Source organism: Luteococcus sp. Sow4_B9, assembly GCF_052116585.1.
Classification (GTDB): Bacteria; Actinomycetota; Actinomycetes; order Propionibacteriales; family Propionibacteriaceae; genus Luteococcus.
Window position 1 is genome coordinate 83,826 of sequence record NZ_JBQKKT010000006.1, and the last position, 16,886, is coordinate 100,711.

Annotated in this window: 14 protein-coding genes; 3 read left to right on the forward strand and 11 right to left on the reverse strand. The window is 69.2% G+C overall.

The window, feature by feature from the left end; all coding sequences use genetic code 11:
• Window positions 1-5: 5 nt before the first annotated feature.
• Together topA and ACTQ49_RS05885 are read right to left on the reverse strand one after the other, a co-directional pair.
• Window positions 6-2,903 (reverse strand): type I DNA topoisomerase, encoded by a 2,898-nt coding sequence (gene topA, locus ACTQ49_RS05880; RefSeq protein ID WP_441826915.1) that lies wholly within the window; start codon window positions 2,901-2,903, stop codon window positions 6-8.
• Window positions 2,904-3,103: 200 nt separating this feature from the next.
• Complete coding sequence (locus tag ACTQ49_RS05885; protein ID WP_441826916.1) at window positions 3,104-4,585, reverse strand: DUF7059 domain-containing protein; 1,482 nt, start codon at window positions 4,583-4,585, stop codon at window positions 3,104-3,106.
• Window positions 4,586-4,661: 76 nt separating this feature from the next.
• Between ACTQ49_RS05885 and ACTQ49_RS05890 the strand changes: the two genes are divergently transcribed.
• Complete coding sequence (locus ACTQ49_RS05890; RefSeq protein WP_441826917.1) at window positions 4,662-6,932, forward strand: DEAD/DEAH box helicase; 2,271 nt, start codon at window positions 4,662-4,664, stop codon at window positions 6,930-6,932.
• A 3-nt stretch (window positions 6,933-6,935) separates the two neighbouring features.
• On the opposite strand, the gene ACTQ49_RS05895 is transcribed toward ACTQ49_RS05890, so the two are convergent.
• From ACTQ49_RS05895 to ssd, 9 genes are all read right to left on the reverse strand, one after another.
• The gene (locus ACTQ49_RS05895; RefSeq protein ID WP_441826918.1) at window positions 6,936-8,102 is read right to left on the reverse strand and encodes an AAA family ATPase; all 1,167 of its coding nucleotides are present in this window, start codon (window positions 8,100-8,102) and stop codon (window positions 6,936-6,938) included.
• 152 nt (window positions 8,103-8,254) lie between these two features.
• Window positions 8,255-9,376: a YceI family protein gene (locus ACTQ49_RS05900; RefSeq protein WP_441826919.1), complete on the reverse strand. Its 1,122-nt coding sequence runs from the start codon at window positions 9,374-9,376 to the stop codon at window positions 8,255-8,257.
• Between the two features lie 96 nt (window positions 9,377-9,472).
• Window positions 9,473-9,904 carry an Rv3654c family TadE-like protein gene (locus ACTQ49_RS05905; protein ID WP_441826920.1) on the reverse strand — a complete coding sequence of 144 codons (432 nt, stop codon included), beginning with the start codon at window positions 9,902-9,904 and terminating at the stop codon, window positions 9,473-9,475.
• A gap of 1 nt (window position 9,905) precedes the next feature.
• The gene (locus ACTQ49_RS05910) at window positions 9,906-10,220 is read right to left on the reverse strand and encodes a TadE family type IV pilus minor pilin (protein WP_441826973.1); all 315 of its coding nucleotides are present in this window, start codon (window positions 10,218-10,220) and stop codon (window positions 9,906-9,908) included.
• A gap of 14 nt (window positions 10,221-10,234) precedes the next feature.
• Entirely contained in the window at window positions 10,235-10,555 is a 321-nt protein-coding gene (locus ACTQ49_RS05915; protein ID WP_441826921.1) for a DUF4244 domain-containing protein, read from the reverse strand.
• 194 nt (window positions 10,556-10,749) lie between these two features.
• Complete coding sequence (locus ACTQ49_RS05920) at window positions 10,750-11,487, reverse strand: type II secretion system F family protein (RefSeq protein WP_441826922.1); 738 nt, start codon at window positions 11,485-11,487, stop codon at window positions 10,750-10,752.
• Between the two features lie 57 nt (window positions 11,488-11,544).
• Window positions 11,545-12,393, reverse strand: a complete 849-nt coding sequence (locus ACTQ49_RS05925; RefSeq protein WP_441826923.1) for a type II secretion system F family protein — start codon at window positions 12,391-12,393, stop codon at window positions 11,545-11,547.
• The gene (locus ACTQ49_RS05930) at window positions 12,390-13,538 is read right to left on the reverse strand and encodes a TadA family conjugal transfer-associated ATPase (RefSeq protein ID WP_441826924.1); all 1,149 of its coding nucleotides are present in this window, start codon (window positions 13,536-13,538) and stop codon (window positions 12,390-12,392) included. The genes ACTQ49_RS05925 and ACTQ49_RS05930 overlap by 4 nt, the downstream gene beginning before the upstream one ends.
• The gene (ssd, locus tag ACTQ49_RS05935; protein ID WP_441826925.1) at window positions 13,538-14,575 is read right to left on the reverse strand and encodes a septum site-determining protein Ssd; all 1,038 of its coding nucleotides are present in this window, start codon (window positions 14,573-14,575) and stop codon (window positions 13,538-13,540) included. The genes ACTQ49_RS05930 and ssd overlap by 1 nt, the downstream gene beginning before the upstream one ends.
• A gap of 133 nt (window positions 14,576-14,708) precedes the next feature.
• Between ssd and ACTQ49_RS05940 the strand changes: the two genes are divergently transcribed.
• Both ACTQ49_RS05940 and nhaA read left to right on the forward strand, forming a co-directional pair.
• Window positions 14,709-15,461 (forward strand): class I SAM-dependent methyltransferase, encoded by a 753-nt coding sequence (locus tag ACTQ49_RS05940; RefSeq protein ID WP_441826926.1) that lies wholly within the window; start codon window positions 14,709-14,711, stop codon window positions 15,459-15,461.
• A 79-nt stretch (window positions 15,462-15,540) separates the two neighbouring features.
• Window positions 15,541-16,812 (forward strand): Na+/H+ antiporter NhaA, encoded by a 1,272-nt coding sequence (gene nhaA / locus ACTQ49_RS05945; protein ID WP_441826927.1) that lies wholly within the window; start codon window positions 15,541-15,543, stop codon window positions 16,810-16,812.
• Window positions 16,813-16,886 lie beyond the last annotated feature (74 nt).

Sequence of the window (16,886 nt, forward strand, 5' to 3'; positions counted from 1 at the left end):
CGGGATCACTCGCTGAGAGCCGTCGTGGTCCTGGCGGTGGTGGACTTCGCCGCCGTCTTCTTCGCCGGCGCCTTCTTCGCCGTCGTTTTGGTGGCCGTCGTCTTGGTGGCCGACGTGGCCGCCGTGGTCTTCTTCGCCGCCGTCTTCTTGGCCGTGGTCTTCTTAGCGGTCGCCTTCTTCGCGGTGGTCTTCTTGGCAGCCGTCTTCTTGCGAGTGGTCTTCTTGGCCGGGCCCTTGGCGCGCTTCTCGGCCAGCAGTTCCGCGGCGCGCTCCAGCGTGATCTCCTCCACCGAGTCGTCCCGGCGCAGGGTCGCGTTCACCTCGCCGTCGGTGACGTACGGACCGAAACGGCCGTCCTTCACCACGACGGGCTTACCGGTGGCCGGATCCTCACCCAGCTCCTTCAGCGGGGGCTTGGCCGCCGCCCGTCCCCGCTGCTTGGGCTGGGCATAGATCGCCAGCGCCTCCTCCAGCGTGATGTCGAAGATCTGCTCCTCGCTGGTCAGGCTGCGCGAATCCGTGCCCTTCTTCAGGTAGGGGCCGTAGCGACCGTTCTGGGCGGTGATCTCCACGCCCTCCTCGTCGGTGCCGACCACGCGCGGCAGGTTCATCAGCCGCAAGGCCTGCTCCAGCGTCACGTCGTCCACGGTCATGGTCTTGAACAGACTGCCGGTGCGGGGCTTGACCGCATTCTTGCCCTTGGTGGGCACGTCCTCGCCCAGCACCTCGGTGACATAGGGACCGAAGCGGCCGTTCTTGGCGACGATCATGGTGTGGGTCTCGGGATCGAGCCCCAGCTCCCGCTCCTCGCCCATCGGCTTGCTCAGCAGCTCCTTGGCCAGGTCTGCGGTCAGCTCGTCGGGCGGGAGATCGTCGGCGACATTGGCCCGACGACCCTCCTCGTCCTCCACATAGGTGCCATAGCGGCCGACGCGGACATTGATGCCGTCGTCCACGTCACCGATCGGGAAGGTGGACAGGCCACGGGCATCGATGTCTCCCAGGTTGTTCACCAACTGGTAGAGACCCTCGCGGCCGTCGGGCATCAGCTCGGCCGCCCCGGCACCTTCGGCACCGTCCGGGCGGCCATCGGCATCGCCGTAGTAGAAGGCATTCAGCACGTGCAGGCGCTTCATGTTGCCCTTGGCCACCTCATCCAGGTCACCCTCCATGGCGGCCGTGAACTGGTAGTCCACCAGCTTGGGGAAGTGCTCCTCCAGCAGGCGCGTGACGGCGAAGGCCAGCCAGGTGGGGACCAGCGCCGATCCCTTCTTGTACACATAGTCACGGGCCGTGATGGTGCGGATGATCGACGCATAGGTGGACGGTCGGCCGATCTCCAGCTCCTCCAGCTTCGCCACCAGGGTCGGCTCCGTGTAGCGGGCCGGCGGCCGGGTCTCGTGGCCACTGACATTGAGCTTGGCTGCCTCCAGCTGCTGCTTCTCCGTCAGGCGGGGCAGCTTGGCCTGCGCGTCGTCGCTCTTCTGGTCCTCGTCGTCGCTGCCCTCCACATAGGCCTTCATGAAGCCGTGGAAGGTGATGGTGCGGCCGCTGGCCACGAAGCCGGCGCCCTTGACCTGGGAGAGGCCGCTGGTGCCACCGTCGATGGTGATGGGGGCGGTGGGGACGGCGTCGAACTTCACCGTCATCGACTGCCCCTCGGCATCCTTCATCTGCGACGCGATGGTGCGCATCCAGATCAGCTCGTAGAGGCGGAACTGGTCACCGGTCAGCCCGGTCTGCGCCGGGGTGCGGAAGCTCTCACCCGCCGGGCGGATCGCCTCGTGCGCCTCCTGGGCATTCTTCACCTTGGAGGTGTAGACGCGCGGCTTGTCCGGTACGTACTGCTTGCCGAAGATCTGCTCGGCCTGTGCCCGGGCGGCGCTGAGCGCCTGGCTGGACAGCTGCACCGAGTCCGTACGCATGTAGGTGATGAAGCCGCCCTCGTACAGGCGCTGGGCCACGCTCATGGCGGTCTGGGCGCTCATGCCCAGCTTGCGGCCGGCCTCCTGCTGCATCGTCGTGGTGCGGAAGGGGGCATAGGGCTTGCGGGTGTAGGGGCGCGATTCCACCGACGCGACGGTGAACCTGGCACTCGTCAGCCCCCCAGCGACGGCATTCGCGGCCAGCTCGTCCAGGGCGACGGTGTTCTTGCTGACCAGCGTTCCGGTGGCGTCGAAGTCACGCCCGGCGGCCACCTTCTGGCCGTCGAGCGTGGCCAGGCGAGCGCTGAAATTGCGCGGCTCCGCCTCGGCACCGGCATCGAGGACGGCCTCCAGGTCCCAGTACTGCGCCGTGCGGAAGGCCATCCGCTCACGCTCACGATCCACCACCAGACGGGTGGCCACCGACTGCACACGGCCGGCCGACAGGCGAGGCATGACCTTCTTCCACAGCACGGGGCTGACCTCATAGCCGTAGAGACGGTCGAGGATGCGTCGGGCCTCCTGGGCGTCCACCAGATCCAGGTCCAGGTCACGCATGTTGTCCAGGGCCGCCGTGATGGCCTGCTGGGTGATCTCGTTGAAGACCAGGCGCTTGGCCGGCACCTTGGGCTTGAGCTCCTGCAGCAGGTGCCACGCGATGGCCTCGCCCTCGCGGTCACCATCGGTGGCCAGCAGCAGTTCGTCGGCTTCCTTCAGCTCGTCCTTGAGCTTCTTCATCACCGACTTCTTGTCCGCCTGCACCACGTAGATCGGCTCGAAGTCGTTGTCCACGTTCACACCGGTGCGCGCCCACTTCTCGCCCTTGTACTTGGCGGGAACGTCGCTGGCGCCCTTGGGGAGGTCCCGCACGTGACCCACCGAGGAGTCCACCACGTACCCGTCGCCCAGATAGCTCTTGATCTTGGCCACCTTGTTGGGTGACTCCACGATCACGAGCCTGCGGGGGGTGGATGCCATGGCTGAAAACCTCATTCATTGACGGGTGTTGGGTGCGAGTGCCCTGGTCCAGACGGGGCGCTCCGTGGGGCACATGCTATCCACAACCGTTCAAGGGTCCATCCTCGTCGGCCGAAGCGACAGTGCCCGAACGGTGCAGTTGCTGCTGAAAGCTGCTCGGCAGCAGGCCGTCACCATCTGGGCGGGGCGCCGGACGGACGTCAGGCCGCCACCAGCATCCCGTCGCGCAGGGCCTGACGGACCTTCGGCAGCACCTCGGCCCGCACGGCGGCGGCATCCGCCTCCAGCAGCATGGCGATCGCGTCGGTGATCTGCCCCAGTGAGAGGTCCCCGTCACAGGTGCCCAGAACACCACCCAGCACGGTGTCCACCTCCATGGCCCGACGCAGACCCGAGGCGCTGCGCAGCACGATGTGCTGCGGATCGGCCGCACCCGCCTCCCCCAGGGTCTCCTGGCTGACGTGCTCGGCGAGCTTCCAGTTCTGGGCCAGGATCTCCTCGTCGCCCAGCAGGGAATTGGTGACGCAGGCCTGGTGCTCGGCCAGCGCGGCGCCGACCGGCTGGGCGATGGCATGGGGCCAGCTCTCCACCTGGACATCGGGCGTGGTGCGTTCGGCGCGGGTGAGGATGATCCAGCCCATCCCCACCCCGACGATGCCCAGCCCCTTGAAGTAGTCGATCCACTCCAGGTAGCGGGACTTCCACTCCGGGCTGCCGGCCAGCCCGGCGTCGGTCAGCCAGACCTCGATGTAGTTGTAGATGTCCAGCCGTTCGCGCTCAACCACCCACACATCGCAGCCCGACCCCTCGGCCCAGCCCGCGACGCGCTCCTCCCACGGCTGGCCCTCCAGGATGGCCCAGTTGCACAGCACCTCCAGACTGCCGCCCGGGTTCAGGTGCTCGGGAGCGCCCTTCACCACGGCCTCCACCAGCCCGTCGCCGGAGAAGCTGCCCTCCCGGTAGACCAGTCGTTCCCCGTCGCTGGTGGGCGGGCTCATCACATAGGGCGGGTTGGTGACGATCAGGTCGAACCGCTCCCCCGCCACCGGTTCGTAGAGGCTGCCGTCGCGGATGTCCACGTCCACCTGGTTCAGCGCGGCGGTCAGGGCCGCCAGTTCCAGGGCGCGGGGATTGATGTCGGTGGCGACGACGTGGTCGGCGTGCCGGGCAAGGTGCAGGCTCTGCACGCCGCAGCCGGTGCCCAAGTCCAGGGCACTGCCCACCGGCGTGCGCATCGTCATCTGTGCCAGCGAGGTGGACGCGGGCGAGACGCCCAGCACGTAGTCAGGGCGGGTGCGGGTGGTCACCTGGTCCAGCCCCGGGGTCAGGTCGCTGACGATCCACCCGGACGCACCGTCGTCGGGCGAACCGTAGGGGCGGATGTCCACCAGGGCACGGACCCGGTCCCCGGTGACCAGCAGGATGCCCGCCCCCGCGAGCATCGGCACGTCGACGGCGGCGCGCACGTCGGCCAACGCCACCTCCTGCTGCAATGGCCACAACCGGATCAGGGTGGCCTGCGGATCGGTGGCGTCGCCCAGCACGTCGAGCGCGGGGATGGTGGAATTGCGGCCCAACCCCTCCTGCCCGGCCTCCCCGAGCCGCTCGATCACCTCGTCGATCGTGTACTTGGCGGTCAGGAACTGGGAGCGCAGGACGTCCACCTGCTCGGGGGTCAGCATGCGTCCATGCTGGTGGGCGGTGCGGTGCCGCGCAAGCCTGCCGCCACTGTCGGTGCCGCGTGGCATCCTGAACCCCATGGCTGTTCCTGACCGGTTGATGGGCGACGAGGTGGTGCACGTGCACCATCGCGATGCCGCGCCCGGTCAGACAGCCGAGTGGCCCGAGTGGTTGCCAGAGCAGGTGCGGCAATCCGTGACGGCACACGGGATCGCGCGGCCTTGGCGGCATCAGGTTGAGCTGGCCGAGCATGTCTTCGCGGGGCGGCATGCCGTCATCTGCACGTCCACCGCGTCGGGCAAGACGCTGGCCTATCTGCTGCCGATCATGGCGGCCACCGCGGTGAAGGACGGGGTCCTGGGGCTTCCCGTCGAGTCCGCCCGAGCCCGGCTGGTGACCCGCAAGCACACCGCGCTCTACCTGGCCCCCACCAAGGCGTTGGCTCACGACCAGCTGCGCAGTGCCACGGAACTTGGCCCCGACGGTTGGAAGGTGACCTGTCTGGACGGTGACTCCGACCAGCAGGAACGCCGCTTTGCCCGAGACTTCGCCAGCTATGTGCTGACCAATCCGGACATGCTGCACCTCTCCGTGCTGCCCAACCACGCCCGGTGGGCTGGCTTCCTGGGCTCGCTGCGCTATGTGGTCATCGACGAGGCGCACCGTGCCCGCGGCGTCTTCGGAGCGCACGTGGCGGCGGTGATCAGGCGGCTGCGGCGACTGTGCGCCATGTACGGCGCCGACCCGGTCTTCATCCTGGCCTCCGCCACCGCCACCAATGCCGGCGAGGCGGGCGGTCGGCTGATCGGCGAGGACCAGGTGGCGGTGGTGGACCGGGACAGTTCCCCGCACGCCGCCCGCGACGTCGTGCTCTGGCAGCCCGCCGACTCCCCGCACGGAGACGCGGCGCGGGTGATGGCCAACCTGGTGGACGAGGGCAAGCAGGTGATCACCTTCGTGCCCAGCCGCACGATGGCCGAATTGATTGCCGTGCGCGCCCAGGACCAGGTGACCTCGGGGGGCGAGATCGCCTCCTACCGTTCCGGCTACCTGGCCCAGGACCGCCGCGGCATCGAGCACGCCCTCTCGTCGGGTGCCCTGCGAGGGGTGGCGGCGACGAATGCGCTGGAGCTGGGCATCGACGTGGCGGGCATGGACGCCGTGGTGATCTGCGGTTTCCCCGGCACCCTGGCCGCACTGTGGCAGCAGGCGGGGCGCGCGGGCCGTGGTGAGCGGGATGCCCTGGTGGTACTGATGGCCCGCGAGGACCCACTGGACGTCTACCTCTTCGAGCATCCCGAGCGGATCTTCGCCGCTCCCGTGGAGTCGACGGTGCTCCACCCCGAGAATCCCTATGTGCTGGGGCCCCACCTGGCGGCGGCGGCGCAGGAGTCGGCCCTCACCGAGGCCGACGAGCGGTGGTTCGGGGCCGGAATGGGACGGTTGGCGGACCAGCTGGCCCGTCAGGGGCTGCTGCGGCGCCGCCCGACGGGATGGTTCTGGACCCGTCCAGAGCGAGCCGTCGACTCGATCGACCTGCGATCCATGGGAGGGCGTCCGGTGGAGATCATCGACCGTGGCACCGGCCGCGTGGTCGGGCAGGTGGAGCGCGGCGCCGCCGACCGGACCGTGCACCCCGGCGCCGTCTACCTGCACCTGGGCGAGCAGTGGCTGGTGGATGACTACCGGCCCGAGGAATTGCAGGCCCTGGTGCACCCGGAGCGGCCGGGCTTCTTCACCCAGCCGCAGAGCCTCTCGCAGGTGCGGATCCTCTCGGTGGGCGAGCAGCGCGAGTTCGGCCGGGGCACGGTGAACCGGGGCGAGGTGGAGATCACCGAGCAGGTGGTGGGCTACCTACGACGCGACGAGATCACGGGCGACGTGTGGGACTCCACCCCGCTGGAGATGGACGAACACGTCCTGCGGACCAGGGCGATGTGGTGGGAGGTTCCCGACGAGCTGGTGGCCGAGCTGAAGCTCAACGCCGTCCAACTGGCGGGCGCGGCCCATGCGGCCGAGCACTGCGCGATCGGCCTGCTACCCATGTTCGCGCCCTGTGACCGATGGGACATCGGTGGAGTCTCGACGATCATGCACCCGGACACGGGGCGCTGCACGATCGTGGTTCACGACGGGCATCCGGGCGGCGCGGGCTTTGCCGACAGGGGTTTCGAACGCGCCGAGGAATGGGCCCTGGCGACCTTGGAAAGGCTGGAGCAGTGCGACTGCGAGGCGGGCTGCCCGAGCTGCGTGGTCAGTCCCAAGTGCGGCAACGCCAACCAGTCGCTGGATCGTGACGCGGCCCGACGGTTGTTGACCGGATTGTTGGGGATCGACGCGTTCGCGTGAGGTCTAGCGACTGCCCCAGTCCCAGATTGGCCGGTCGAACACTCCCTGCCCCGCCACCAGCGTCTCCCCGGTGTCCTTGAGCAGTTCGTGGTGCTCCAGCTCGTCGCCCAGCAGATCACGCAGACCGGCCACCAAGGCGGTGGAATGGGAGACGACGAGGACCTGGGTGCGTCTGCTCGCATCGGCCACGAGCCGGGTCAGGGCAGGAATCATCTCCGGGTGCAGGCTGGTCTCGGGCTCGTTGAGCACCAGCAGGCGCGGCGGCCTGGGGCTCAGCAGGGCAGCGGCCAACAGCAGGAAGCGCAGCGTGCCGTCGGACAGTTCCTCGCTGGCCAGCGGACGCAGCAGACCGTGCTGTTGGAAGAGGAGCTCCAGACGGGTGCCCGACGACTCCACCATCACCCGCCCCCTGGGGAAGGCTTCGTCGACCGCTCGGCCCAGCACCTCCCCGAAGGAGGACTCCAGGATCGTCTGCACGGCCGCAGCGAGGTCTGACCCGTCGGGAGCCAGCACCGGGGTCCAGGTGTTGACGTGCAGGCCGCGTGCGGGACTGGCCGGATCCGTGCGGAAGGCGTCGTAGAAGCGCCAACTGCGCACCTCCTGGCGGGCTGCCTGCAGCTCCGGGTAGAGGGACGGCTCAGCGATCTCACTGAGCATGGACAGTTGGGGGGCCAGGTTCGAGGTGACGCGCTCCCAGCGGTCCTGGCGAGCGTCGACGATGGGTCCCTTGCGACGCACCAGAGTGGTGGCCGGGCGGAGCGCCTGACCGCCGAAGATGACTTCTCGTTTGATCTCGGGGTCGTGAACGAACATGGTGTCGCTCGGCGTCGGGAGGCCCACGTCCACCAGGTAACCGATGTCGTCGGTCACGAAGCCAAGCCCCAGGCTGACCGGCTTCACCCGACGGGCCTTCCCCTGTACCGGGACCTCGCCATCGCGCATGGCCTGACTGATGGTCTCCGGCCCGGCCCACAGCACGCTGCCCAGGCCGCCCTGCTGGGCCAGGGAGCCGACGAGTGTGCCACCGGCGGCCCCGGTGAGCAGCCCGAGGGCTCGATAGAGACTGGACTTGCCAACCCCATTCGCGCCTGTGACGAGCGTCACCCTCCCCAAGGGCAGTACCAGCTCGCGCAGGCTCCGGAATCCGCGGATCGCCACCGTCGTGATCATGCTGTCACCCTAGGCGGCGGCTCTGACATTCTTTCGGGGCGGGGGCCTCAGGGGGCCCACTGCTCAGTCACTTCCGACGCCCGATGCAGGACGGCCCGGACCCCGGATCGCTGCCGTTCCCGGTCAGGGTGCCGCACGCTCTGTCCGTCGCGTCAGCCCCTGTGTGCGAGACGACGCAGGAGGGCGCCGAGACCCTCGCGGTGCTGGGGTGCCTCCTGGGGCGGGACCGCAGGAACGGGCTCGACGGGTGCGGGCTCGACGGGCGCGGGCTCGACGGGTGCGGGCTCGACGGGCGCGGGCTCGACGGGCGCGGGCTCGACGGGCGCGGGCTCGACGGGCGCAGGCTCGACGGACACATCCTTGCCCATCGAGCTGAAGACATTGGCCTCGCGTGCGCCGTGACCAAAGCTGTCAGCTGATGTCTGGCTGCCATGACCGTTGCTCCCGTTAGGATTCTCGGGCCCATGACCGTTCAGCTGGTCGGACTGGTCACCCTCTGCACGCTGCTCCGGCTCAGCGACCCGGGCGGGAGTGGCCTCGGGCGTCGCGCTGCCCTCCAGCCTGTCAAGGTCCACCACGTCGGCGAGGCTGGCCTGGAGGTAGTTGCCTTCGTCACCGTCGTCTTCGAGGGCTCTGCGCATGCCGGAATTGCTGATGACTACCACGAGTTCCTGGTCCTGCCCGCTCTCGTCCTCGTCGGGATCCGCTCCGCGACGCGCCATCGCGGCAGCCTGCCGGACCGCGGATGCCTCGATCTCCAGGTCGATGTCGTCGCCGATGAGCCAGCCGCCGGTCTCAAGGGCCGCGTTGTAGGTCAGGCCGAAGTCGCTGCGCTTGATCCGCAGCTTGGACTCGAAGCCGATGCGCTCGTTGCCGAAGGGGTCGGTGACGCTTCCCGTCCACTCGAAGACCAGTGACAGGGGGCGCGTCACGTCCTTGATCGTGAGGTCGCCGCAGATCTGGACATTCGTGTCGTCAAGGATCTCGAAGGCGGTCGCGACGAAGGTGATGGCCGGGAAGTGCTGGACGTCGAAGAAGTCGCTGGTGCGCAGGTGGTGATCGCGGTCTGGCACATAGGTGTTGATGCTTGCGGTGCTGATGCTCACCATCAGGGCCGAGTTCTCCACATTCGCGCAGTCGATGAGCGCGTATCCCTGGAACTGGTCGAAGGTGCCCCGAATCCGGCTCAGTCCGGCATGGCGCACGGAGAAGCCCAAGGAGCTGTGGGCCAGATCCAGGTGGTAGAGCCCATGGATGTCAGTGATTCGTTGCACGCGTATTCCCCCCGAAGATCGCAGAAGCCGACGTAATCGACACAAACCTAGCCTCTCCCGAGAGCAATTCAGCTGGCCACGCTGTCCCCTTTTTCCTCAGTCCTGGGTCAGGTTCCCCGCGATGGCCTTGGCGTGCACCCATCGGGGACCTGGGGTGATTGCGGGGGTGATCAGGCTACGTACCTCCACGGTGACGCGAAATTCATCGCCCCCACCCTCCACCCGGCAGGAGACCAATTCACCACCATTGGCTCGCGCGCTGACTTTTCCTGCAGCACAGGATTTCTGGCCACGCGCATGGGCGCCAGCGGCCGCCAGAGCTGCCAGATCAGCCGTGGAACGTGCCCGATGGATGGCGGCTATCCAGCCGGCCACGCAGACCCCCACCAGCATCGCCATACAGGTGCACAGGATGATGCCTCCCGTCAGGGCGGAGGCTGCCCCAAGCTCTGCCTCAGCGGCTGGCAGACCAGAACCGGTCGAGCAGCCACGCACTGGCCACGATCCCGGTGGCTTGATGCCCACCACGTCATGCCCCCGGTTCCAGGTCCGCCACGGCTCGCCCTTCCAGGACGACCGGCCCCAACTTCCCCAGCTTCTGCTCGGACCGGACCGTCACCGTCACCGTCCTGGTACCGCGGGCCACCCGAACGGTGGCACCCTCCGGAGCACGCTGCTCCGCCTTGCGCGCAGCCGCCGCATCGGATCGCGCCACCTGGCGGGCCACCTGGGACGCGACATCTGCGCACGCCGTCTGCACCACCACCAGGTTGACCACCCAGCAGGACACGATGACGGCCAGGGCGGCCGTCATCAGCCCGACCGCCAACTCGGCCGTCACCATGCCCCGCTGCGTGTTCACTTGATGCTCGCCCCCAACTGACCGATCAGCTTGGTCACCTGCCGCAGCAGTTCTGCCGAGAAGGCGTCGTCCTGGAAGACCTGGACCAGGACCAGGGCCAGCGCGATGGCGGCCAGGATGCCCACCGCGTACTCGGCGGTGACCATCCCACGCTCGCAGACCCGACGCACCGGCGCGAGGCGGGCGCCCCGGGCGCGGGCCTCGGGCAACTGCGAGCCGTCTGACAGCTGGGAACCGTCGGCCCATTGGGAACCGTCGGTCAGGGAGTTGGAGAGGTGCGCCCGCGGCTGCACGGCCAGGGCTCGTTCGAGGGGCATGGTGATCCTTTCGTCTGCGGCCCGGCACCCCGCCGGACTCACCCAGCACTCTTGACATCGAGCGGCGCCAGGATTCACCGGAGATTGGCCCTGTGGACAATTCCTCGGTGCACCCTGGATGTGGACAGGCCGGACCTCTGGGAACAGCCAGACACCCCGCACTCCGTCGAGGAGTGCGGGGTGTCGAAGCCCGGTCAGCGCAGCCCGTACTGCTGCACCAGCCCGGCGACGATGGGCACGACGCCGGTGAGCAGGAAGGCGGGGAGGAAACAGGCCATCAGGGGCAGGACGGATCGCACCCCCATGGCCCGGGCGCGTCTGATCCTGACCTCATGGCTGCGGGCACGGGCATCGGCAGCGTGGTCGCGCACCGTCGCCGCCACCGCCGAACCCGTTGCCGCGCTGCTGGCCAGATCTGTGGCGACGTCGGCCCATACCGGGTCCTCGGTGAGGGCAAGCCACGCTCCGCTCTCGTCCACCCCCACCATCACCCTCGAGTTCACCCGCTGCAGCGCCCGGCAACCGGGCTGGGGTCCCACCCTGGCCACTTCCCGGGCTGCCGTTCGCAAGGGCAGTCCTGCTTCCAGCGCGGAGGCCAACAAGTCCAGCACCTGCGGCAGCTGGGCCCGGGCCAGCGCCACCTCGCGTTCCTGGTCGCGTCCCACCACCTGCCCCAGACCGATGGCCACTGCCAGCGTCACGAGGACCGCCACTGTGAGCCGCAGGAGTGGATGCGCCGGGTCCATCCACAGCTGGGCAGCCAGCCCCAGAATGGCTCCCGCCCCAACGCGCACCAGGAGCGTTGGCGCACCGGGCCGGCCCGCCAACCACGACGGCACCGCTGGCCCCCTGGGGTGGTGCAGGCGGCGCGGCGACGGCAGCACCCAGAGCCAGACGGCCAGCGCCCAGGCCAGCGCTGCCCCGCCAGTCATGCCGTCCCCCACGGGCAGGTCGTCGTCAATCCCGTCAAGACCCTCGCCACTGTCATCTCAACCCCTTCGTGCAGACACAGCCATCAGTTCGGTCCACCACACCCCCGCGCAGGCCAGCACCACCCCCGCCATCAGGCACACCTGCCCGGGCAGCTGCCCCAGCAGGAATCCCACGGGGTCGGCCCCCACCACCCGCCCCAGGCCAATGCCCACCAGCGGCAGCAACGCCAGGAGCCGAGCCGTGGCGCGTGGCCCCGCAAGCTCCGCCTCGACGAGTTCGCTGCTCGCGCGCTCCTCTCGCGCCTGCTCCCCGGCCCGCGCAGCCAGTTCCGCAATGGGGGCCCCGGTGCGTTCGCACAGTTCCCACGCGCGGGCCAGCCCCAGGATCGCCTCATGCCCCGGAGCCTCGGCAGCGCGTCGCAGGGCGGCAGCGGGATCTCCGCCGATCGCCAGCGTGGCGGCGGGTCGCTCAAAGGCACTGGTCTGCTCCGCCGCCCGCTGGAGGGCCTGACCCGGCACAGCACCAATGCGCAACTGGGCGGCGAGCACCCGCATCCCCTGGGCAACCTCGGCCGCCGATCGGTCCGCCCGCCTCTGCTGCAGACGCTGCCAGCCGAGTCCCCCCACGGTGAGCCCCAACGCTGCTGCCGTGACAGCCCAGCACACCAGGTTGGCACCGCCCACGGCGGCGCACACCACCAGCACCCCCACAACCCCGCCCGCCGCCAGGCACCAACGCAGCCAGCGTCGGGGCCGATCCGCCCGCGTCGGTGGGCCCGGGGGCCCGGCTTCCCCATCCGTGCTGCCCCACTCCAACGGCGCCGGTGGCACGTGGGGCCGCGGTCCCAACCACAGCCCCACTGCCGCTGCCATCAAGAGGCTTCCTGCCCACGCGATGCTCGTCATCGCAGCGCCTCCACCAGATCCGCCCAGCCCGGCCCCTTGGACATGGCCAGTTCGGCGTCGCAGGCCAAGGCCTCCACCACCTCCACCTGGTGCTTCTCATTGCGCTTGACCACACCGATCTGGGAGACCCGTCGCCTGCCCTCGGCACCCCGTCGCACGTGCACCACCAGCCGGATGGCCGATGCCACCTGGGCGTGGCAGGCCTCGCGCCCCATGCCACCCAGGGCGGCGAGGGATTCCAGACGAGCCGGCACATCAGTCACGGAGTTCGCGTGCACGGTGCCGCACCCGCCCTCGTGCCCAGTGTTCAGTGCGGCCAGGAGGTCCACGAGTTCCGCACCCCGCACCTCGCCCACCACCAGCCGGTCCGGGCGCATGCGCAGCGCCTGCCGCACCAGGTGGGTGAGCGTGACGGCCCCAACGCCCTCGGCATTGGGCTGACGAGCTTCCAACCGGACGCAGTGTGGATGACGCGGGGTGAGCTCGCGGGAATCCTCCACCACCAGCAGGCGTTCGCCCTCTGGCACCAGCGACAGCATGGACGACAGCAGCGTGGTCTTTCCCGAGCCGGTTCCGCCCGAGACCAGGTAGGAGATGCGCCGGTCCACCACTGCCTGCAGGATGTCTGCGCACTCCCGGGACATGGCGCCGCCCTCCACCCAGTCATCCAGGGTCAGCGACCGGCGGGAAGGAACACGCAAGGAGATGCAGGTGCCGGGAGCGGCGATGCTGGCCAAGACGGCGTGCACGCGCGTCCCGTCGGGCAGGCGCGCGTCGACGCAGGGACTGGCCTCGTCCAGTCGTCGGCCGGCCGCAGCTGCCAGCCGGACGGCCAGCCGGCGCACCTCGTCGTCATCGGCGAAGGTCAGATCGGCCCTTTCCAGACCGCGACCACGGTCCACCCAGACCTGACCGGAACCGTTGACCAGGACATCGGTGACGCCCGGCTCCTGCAGCAGTGGTTCGAGAGGCCCTGCGCCGACGCTGGTGCGGCGCAGGGCCTCGAGGGTGTCCAGGACCAGCGCGTCGGAGACCACCATTCCCAGGGAGCGCAGGGCGTGCGCCACGTCGGCCGGTTGGTGTGGCCGCCCCAGGGCTGCCAGTCGCAGGCGCACCAGTTCCAGGTCTTCTGCAGCGCTGGCCATCACGCCACCAGAGCGTCGAGGATGCGGGCGACCTGCCGGGCGTGTCCCCAGCGGCGCGGGCGCAGGGGACGCCCTTGTTCGGCCGCCCGCACCACGGAGAGGTCCTGCCCCACCTCGCCCAGCAAGGGAACGCCCAGGGTCTCCGCCACCAGTTGTGGTGCCAGCCGCCGTCCCGGCCCGGTGCGCACCACCAGCTCGATGTCGTGCAAGCCGAGGGTCTCGGCCCTGGCCCGCGCCGCCATGACGGCGCGGACGTCGGCTCCGACGGCGAGCAGCTGACGCTGGCCGGGCAGGCCGTCCGAAAGCGCATTGCCATGTCCGGCGTCCAGGACCACCAGATCATGGGTTCGGGAGAGACACTGCAGGACCGATGCGACCGCTTCGGGTCTGGGTGCCGAACCACCCCGAGCTGCGCGGCCGGGACCAGCATGGGCCACGATGTCCACGCCCGAGACATTGGGCAGGTTCCCGTCGAGCCTTTCCAGCCGGCCGCTGGCGGAACGCAGGTCATGCCACCGCCATCCCGGGGCATTCTCCGCTCCAAAGAGCAGGTCCAGCCCTCCGCCTTCCGGGTCGAGTTCCACCACTGCGGAGCGCAAGCCCCGTGCGGATGCCTGCTGGGCCAGGGCGCAACACAGGGTGCTCACACCCAGCCCGCCCGAACCGGACACCACGCGCACCACGCGGGCCTGCCCCACCGCACGGTCGCCTTGCCCCAGAGCCTGGGCCAGCGCCGAGGTGTGCTGCGGAAGCGCCAGGACGGCCGCCTCCAGCACGGGCGACCATGCGGCCAGCTGCTCCACGTCGTCGCCCACCAGGTGCACCCGGCTGCGCGGCTCCAGACCCAGGCCGCAGACCGCGGCCGCCATCTCCACCGAGACCACCACGCACGGGGCGCTTCGCCACGCCGCTCGTACGCGGGGCAGGTCACGCACCACCTCCGGATGGACCCCGGTGGAGGCTGAGGCCGCAAGGATCGCCTCGATCATCCGGGGTTCCCGGGCAATCACCAGGGGAACCGTCTCCAGAACTGTCATACCGACGTCATGTGCATCCGACCCTGTCCTGCGTTCACGCTGCAGGCTGGGCTGTGGACAACGCTGCCTGTGGACAACCCGCCGGCCGTGGCGTCACCCCGAGCCGCTCTCCAGACCCCATAGAGTTGCCGTCATGCCTTCCCCCCGACGCAGCCAGTTCCCAGGTCAGGCCATCGACTGGATGGTCGGCACCCAGCCTGCCCGCGTGCTCAACCTGGGCGGTGGTGCGGCGCTCCCCACGCTGCTCGCCTCCCGCGGTCACACGCTCTTCGCCCTCGACAAGTCCCGCAAGCAGGTTGAGCGCTATCGCGCCGACGGACGCATGGTTGCCGTCGCGGCCGAGGCCGAGGCCCTCCCCTTCGAGCCCTGCCAGTTCGACGCGATCACCTGTCACCAGGTCTTCCACCGCTTCGCCCCCGGTCTGGTGCTGAGCGAGATGGCGCGTGTGCTGCGCCCCGGCGGCGTGGCGTGCACCTCCTACTTGGTCCGCGACGACTCGGTGCCGTGGGTCAAGCGGCTGGTCAAGCTGCTGCGCCAGGTGGATGAGAATGCCATGCGGGGGAACTACGGCCACGATTCCATGGGAGCGCTGTGCACCAGCAAGTACTTCCCTGAGGTGGAGCAACGCAGCTTCCGCGTGTGGCAACCAGTTGACCGCCCCACCCTGCTGGCCATGGTGCGCCAGCAGCCTGCCGTCGCCGCCCTGGACGACGAACTGCGCCAGATGGTGCTGGCCGAGGCCGCCGAACTCTACGACAGCGCGGTTCCGGGCGCCGATGACCTGCGCCTGCCGTACACGCTGACGGTCTGGCGGGCCTGGGTTGACCACGTGGAACTCACTGCCCCGATCGAGATCAACGACACCGGACTGGTCATACCGCTCTAGCCGTTGCCTGTAGAATTTCCCCATTGGTGTGCCGGGAAGTCTGGTCGGCGGCCCTGTCCAACGACCCAGATTGCGCACCATGACCTCTCAGCACGACAACACGTCCGGCACGACCCCCGGGGAGCCTTCGACGCCCCAGGACACGGGCGCCCGACGCCATCCCCGCCGCCGCATCGCCTTTGGCCCCGGCCGGGAAGCCAACCAGCTCCACCTGGGAGAAATCCTCCGGCGGGAGACCGTGGGAGGCATCCTGATGCTCGTGGCCACTGCGGCGGCACTGCTGGTGGCCAACCTGGCGCCCAGCTTCTACGAGCACCTGTCCCACCTCCAGCTGGGACCGCTCAGCCTGCACCAGTGGGCGGCCGACGGCCTGCTCACCATCTTCTTCTTCGTCGCGGGCCTCGAACTCAAGCGAGAGATCGTCGAGGGATCCCTGAGCCGGCCAGCCGATGCGCTGCTGCCGATCATGGCGGCGCTGGGCGGCATGGCGGTGCCCGCGCTGATCTACGTCGGCGTCAACGCCTTCGGCGACGGCAACCTGCACGGCTGGGGCATCCCGATGGCCACCGACATCGCCTTCGCCCTGGCGGTGCTGGCCATCGTCGGATCCCAGCTGCCACTGGGCGTGCGGGCCTTCCTGCTGACGCTGGCCATCGTCGACGACCTGGGCGCCATCATCGTGATCGCAGTCTTCTTCTCCAGCGGCATCTCACTGCTGAAGCTGCTGGGCGCCCTGGTCTGCGTCGCGCTGTTCGCCCTGGCGCAGCGCCGCAGGATCGACACCGTGTGGCTCTACATCGTGCTGGGCATCGCGGCCTGGTGGCTGATGCTGCAGTCCGGTGTGCACGCCACCATCGCCGGCGTTGCGCTGGGTCTGGTGACGCGCACCGACGAGTTCGAGGAGCATGACCCGGTGGACCGCTGGAAGCACGCCATCGAACCCTGGTCGGCCGGTCTGGTGGTGCCCGTCTTCGCCTTCTTCGCGGCCGGAGTTCCGGTCAACGGCGAGATGATGCGTTCGCTGGTGAGCAATCCAGTGCCACTGGGGGTCCTGCTCGGCCTGTTCGTCGGCAAGTTCGTCGGCGTCTACAGTGCTGCCCGCCTGACAGCGCGGTTCACCTCAGCGGAGCTGGCCCCCGGCGTCCAGTGGGGCGACATCGCGGGCACAGCGGTCCTGTGCGGCATCGGCTTCACCGTCTCCCTGCTGATCTCTGACCTGGCCTTCCCGGGCGATCTGGAGTCTGCCCAGAGCGCCAAGGCCGCCGTGCTGATGGCCTCCCTGCTGTCCGCCCTGGTGGGCGGCTTCCTGTTACGCCGTCGGAGTAATGCCCACGATGCAGTGTCCCAGTGAGCGCCCATGAGGTGCCCTTCGTGAGCCGGTGCGTCTAGGCTGTGTCTGGAGCACAGCACACTTTGAGGAGCTGA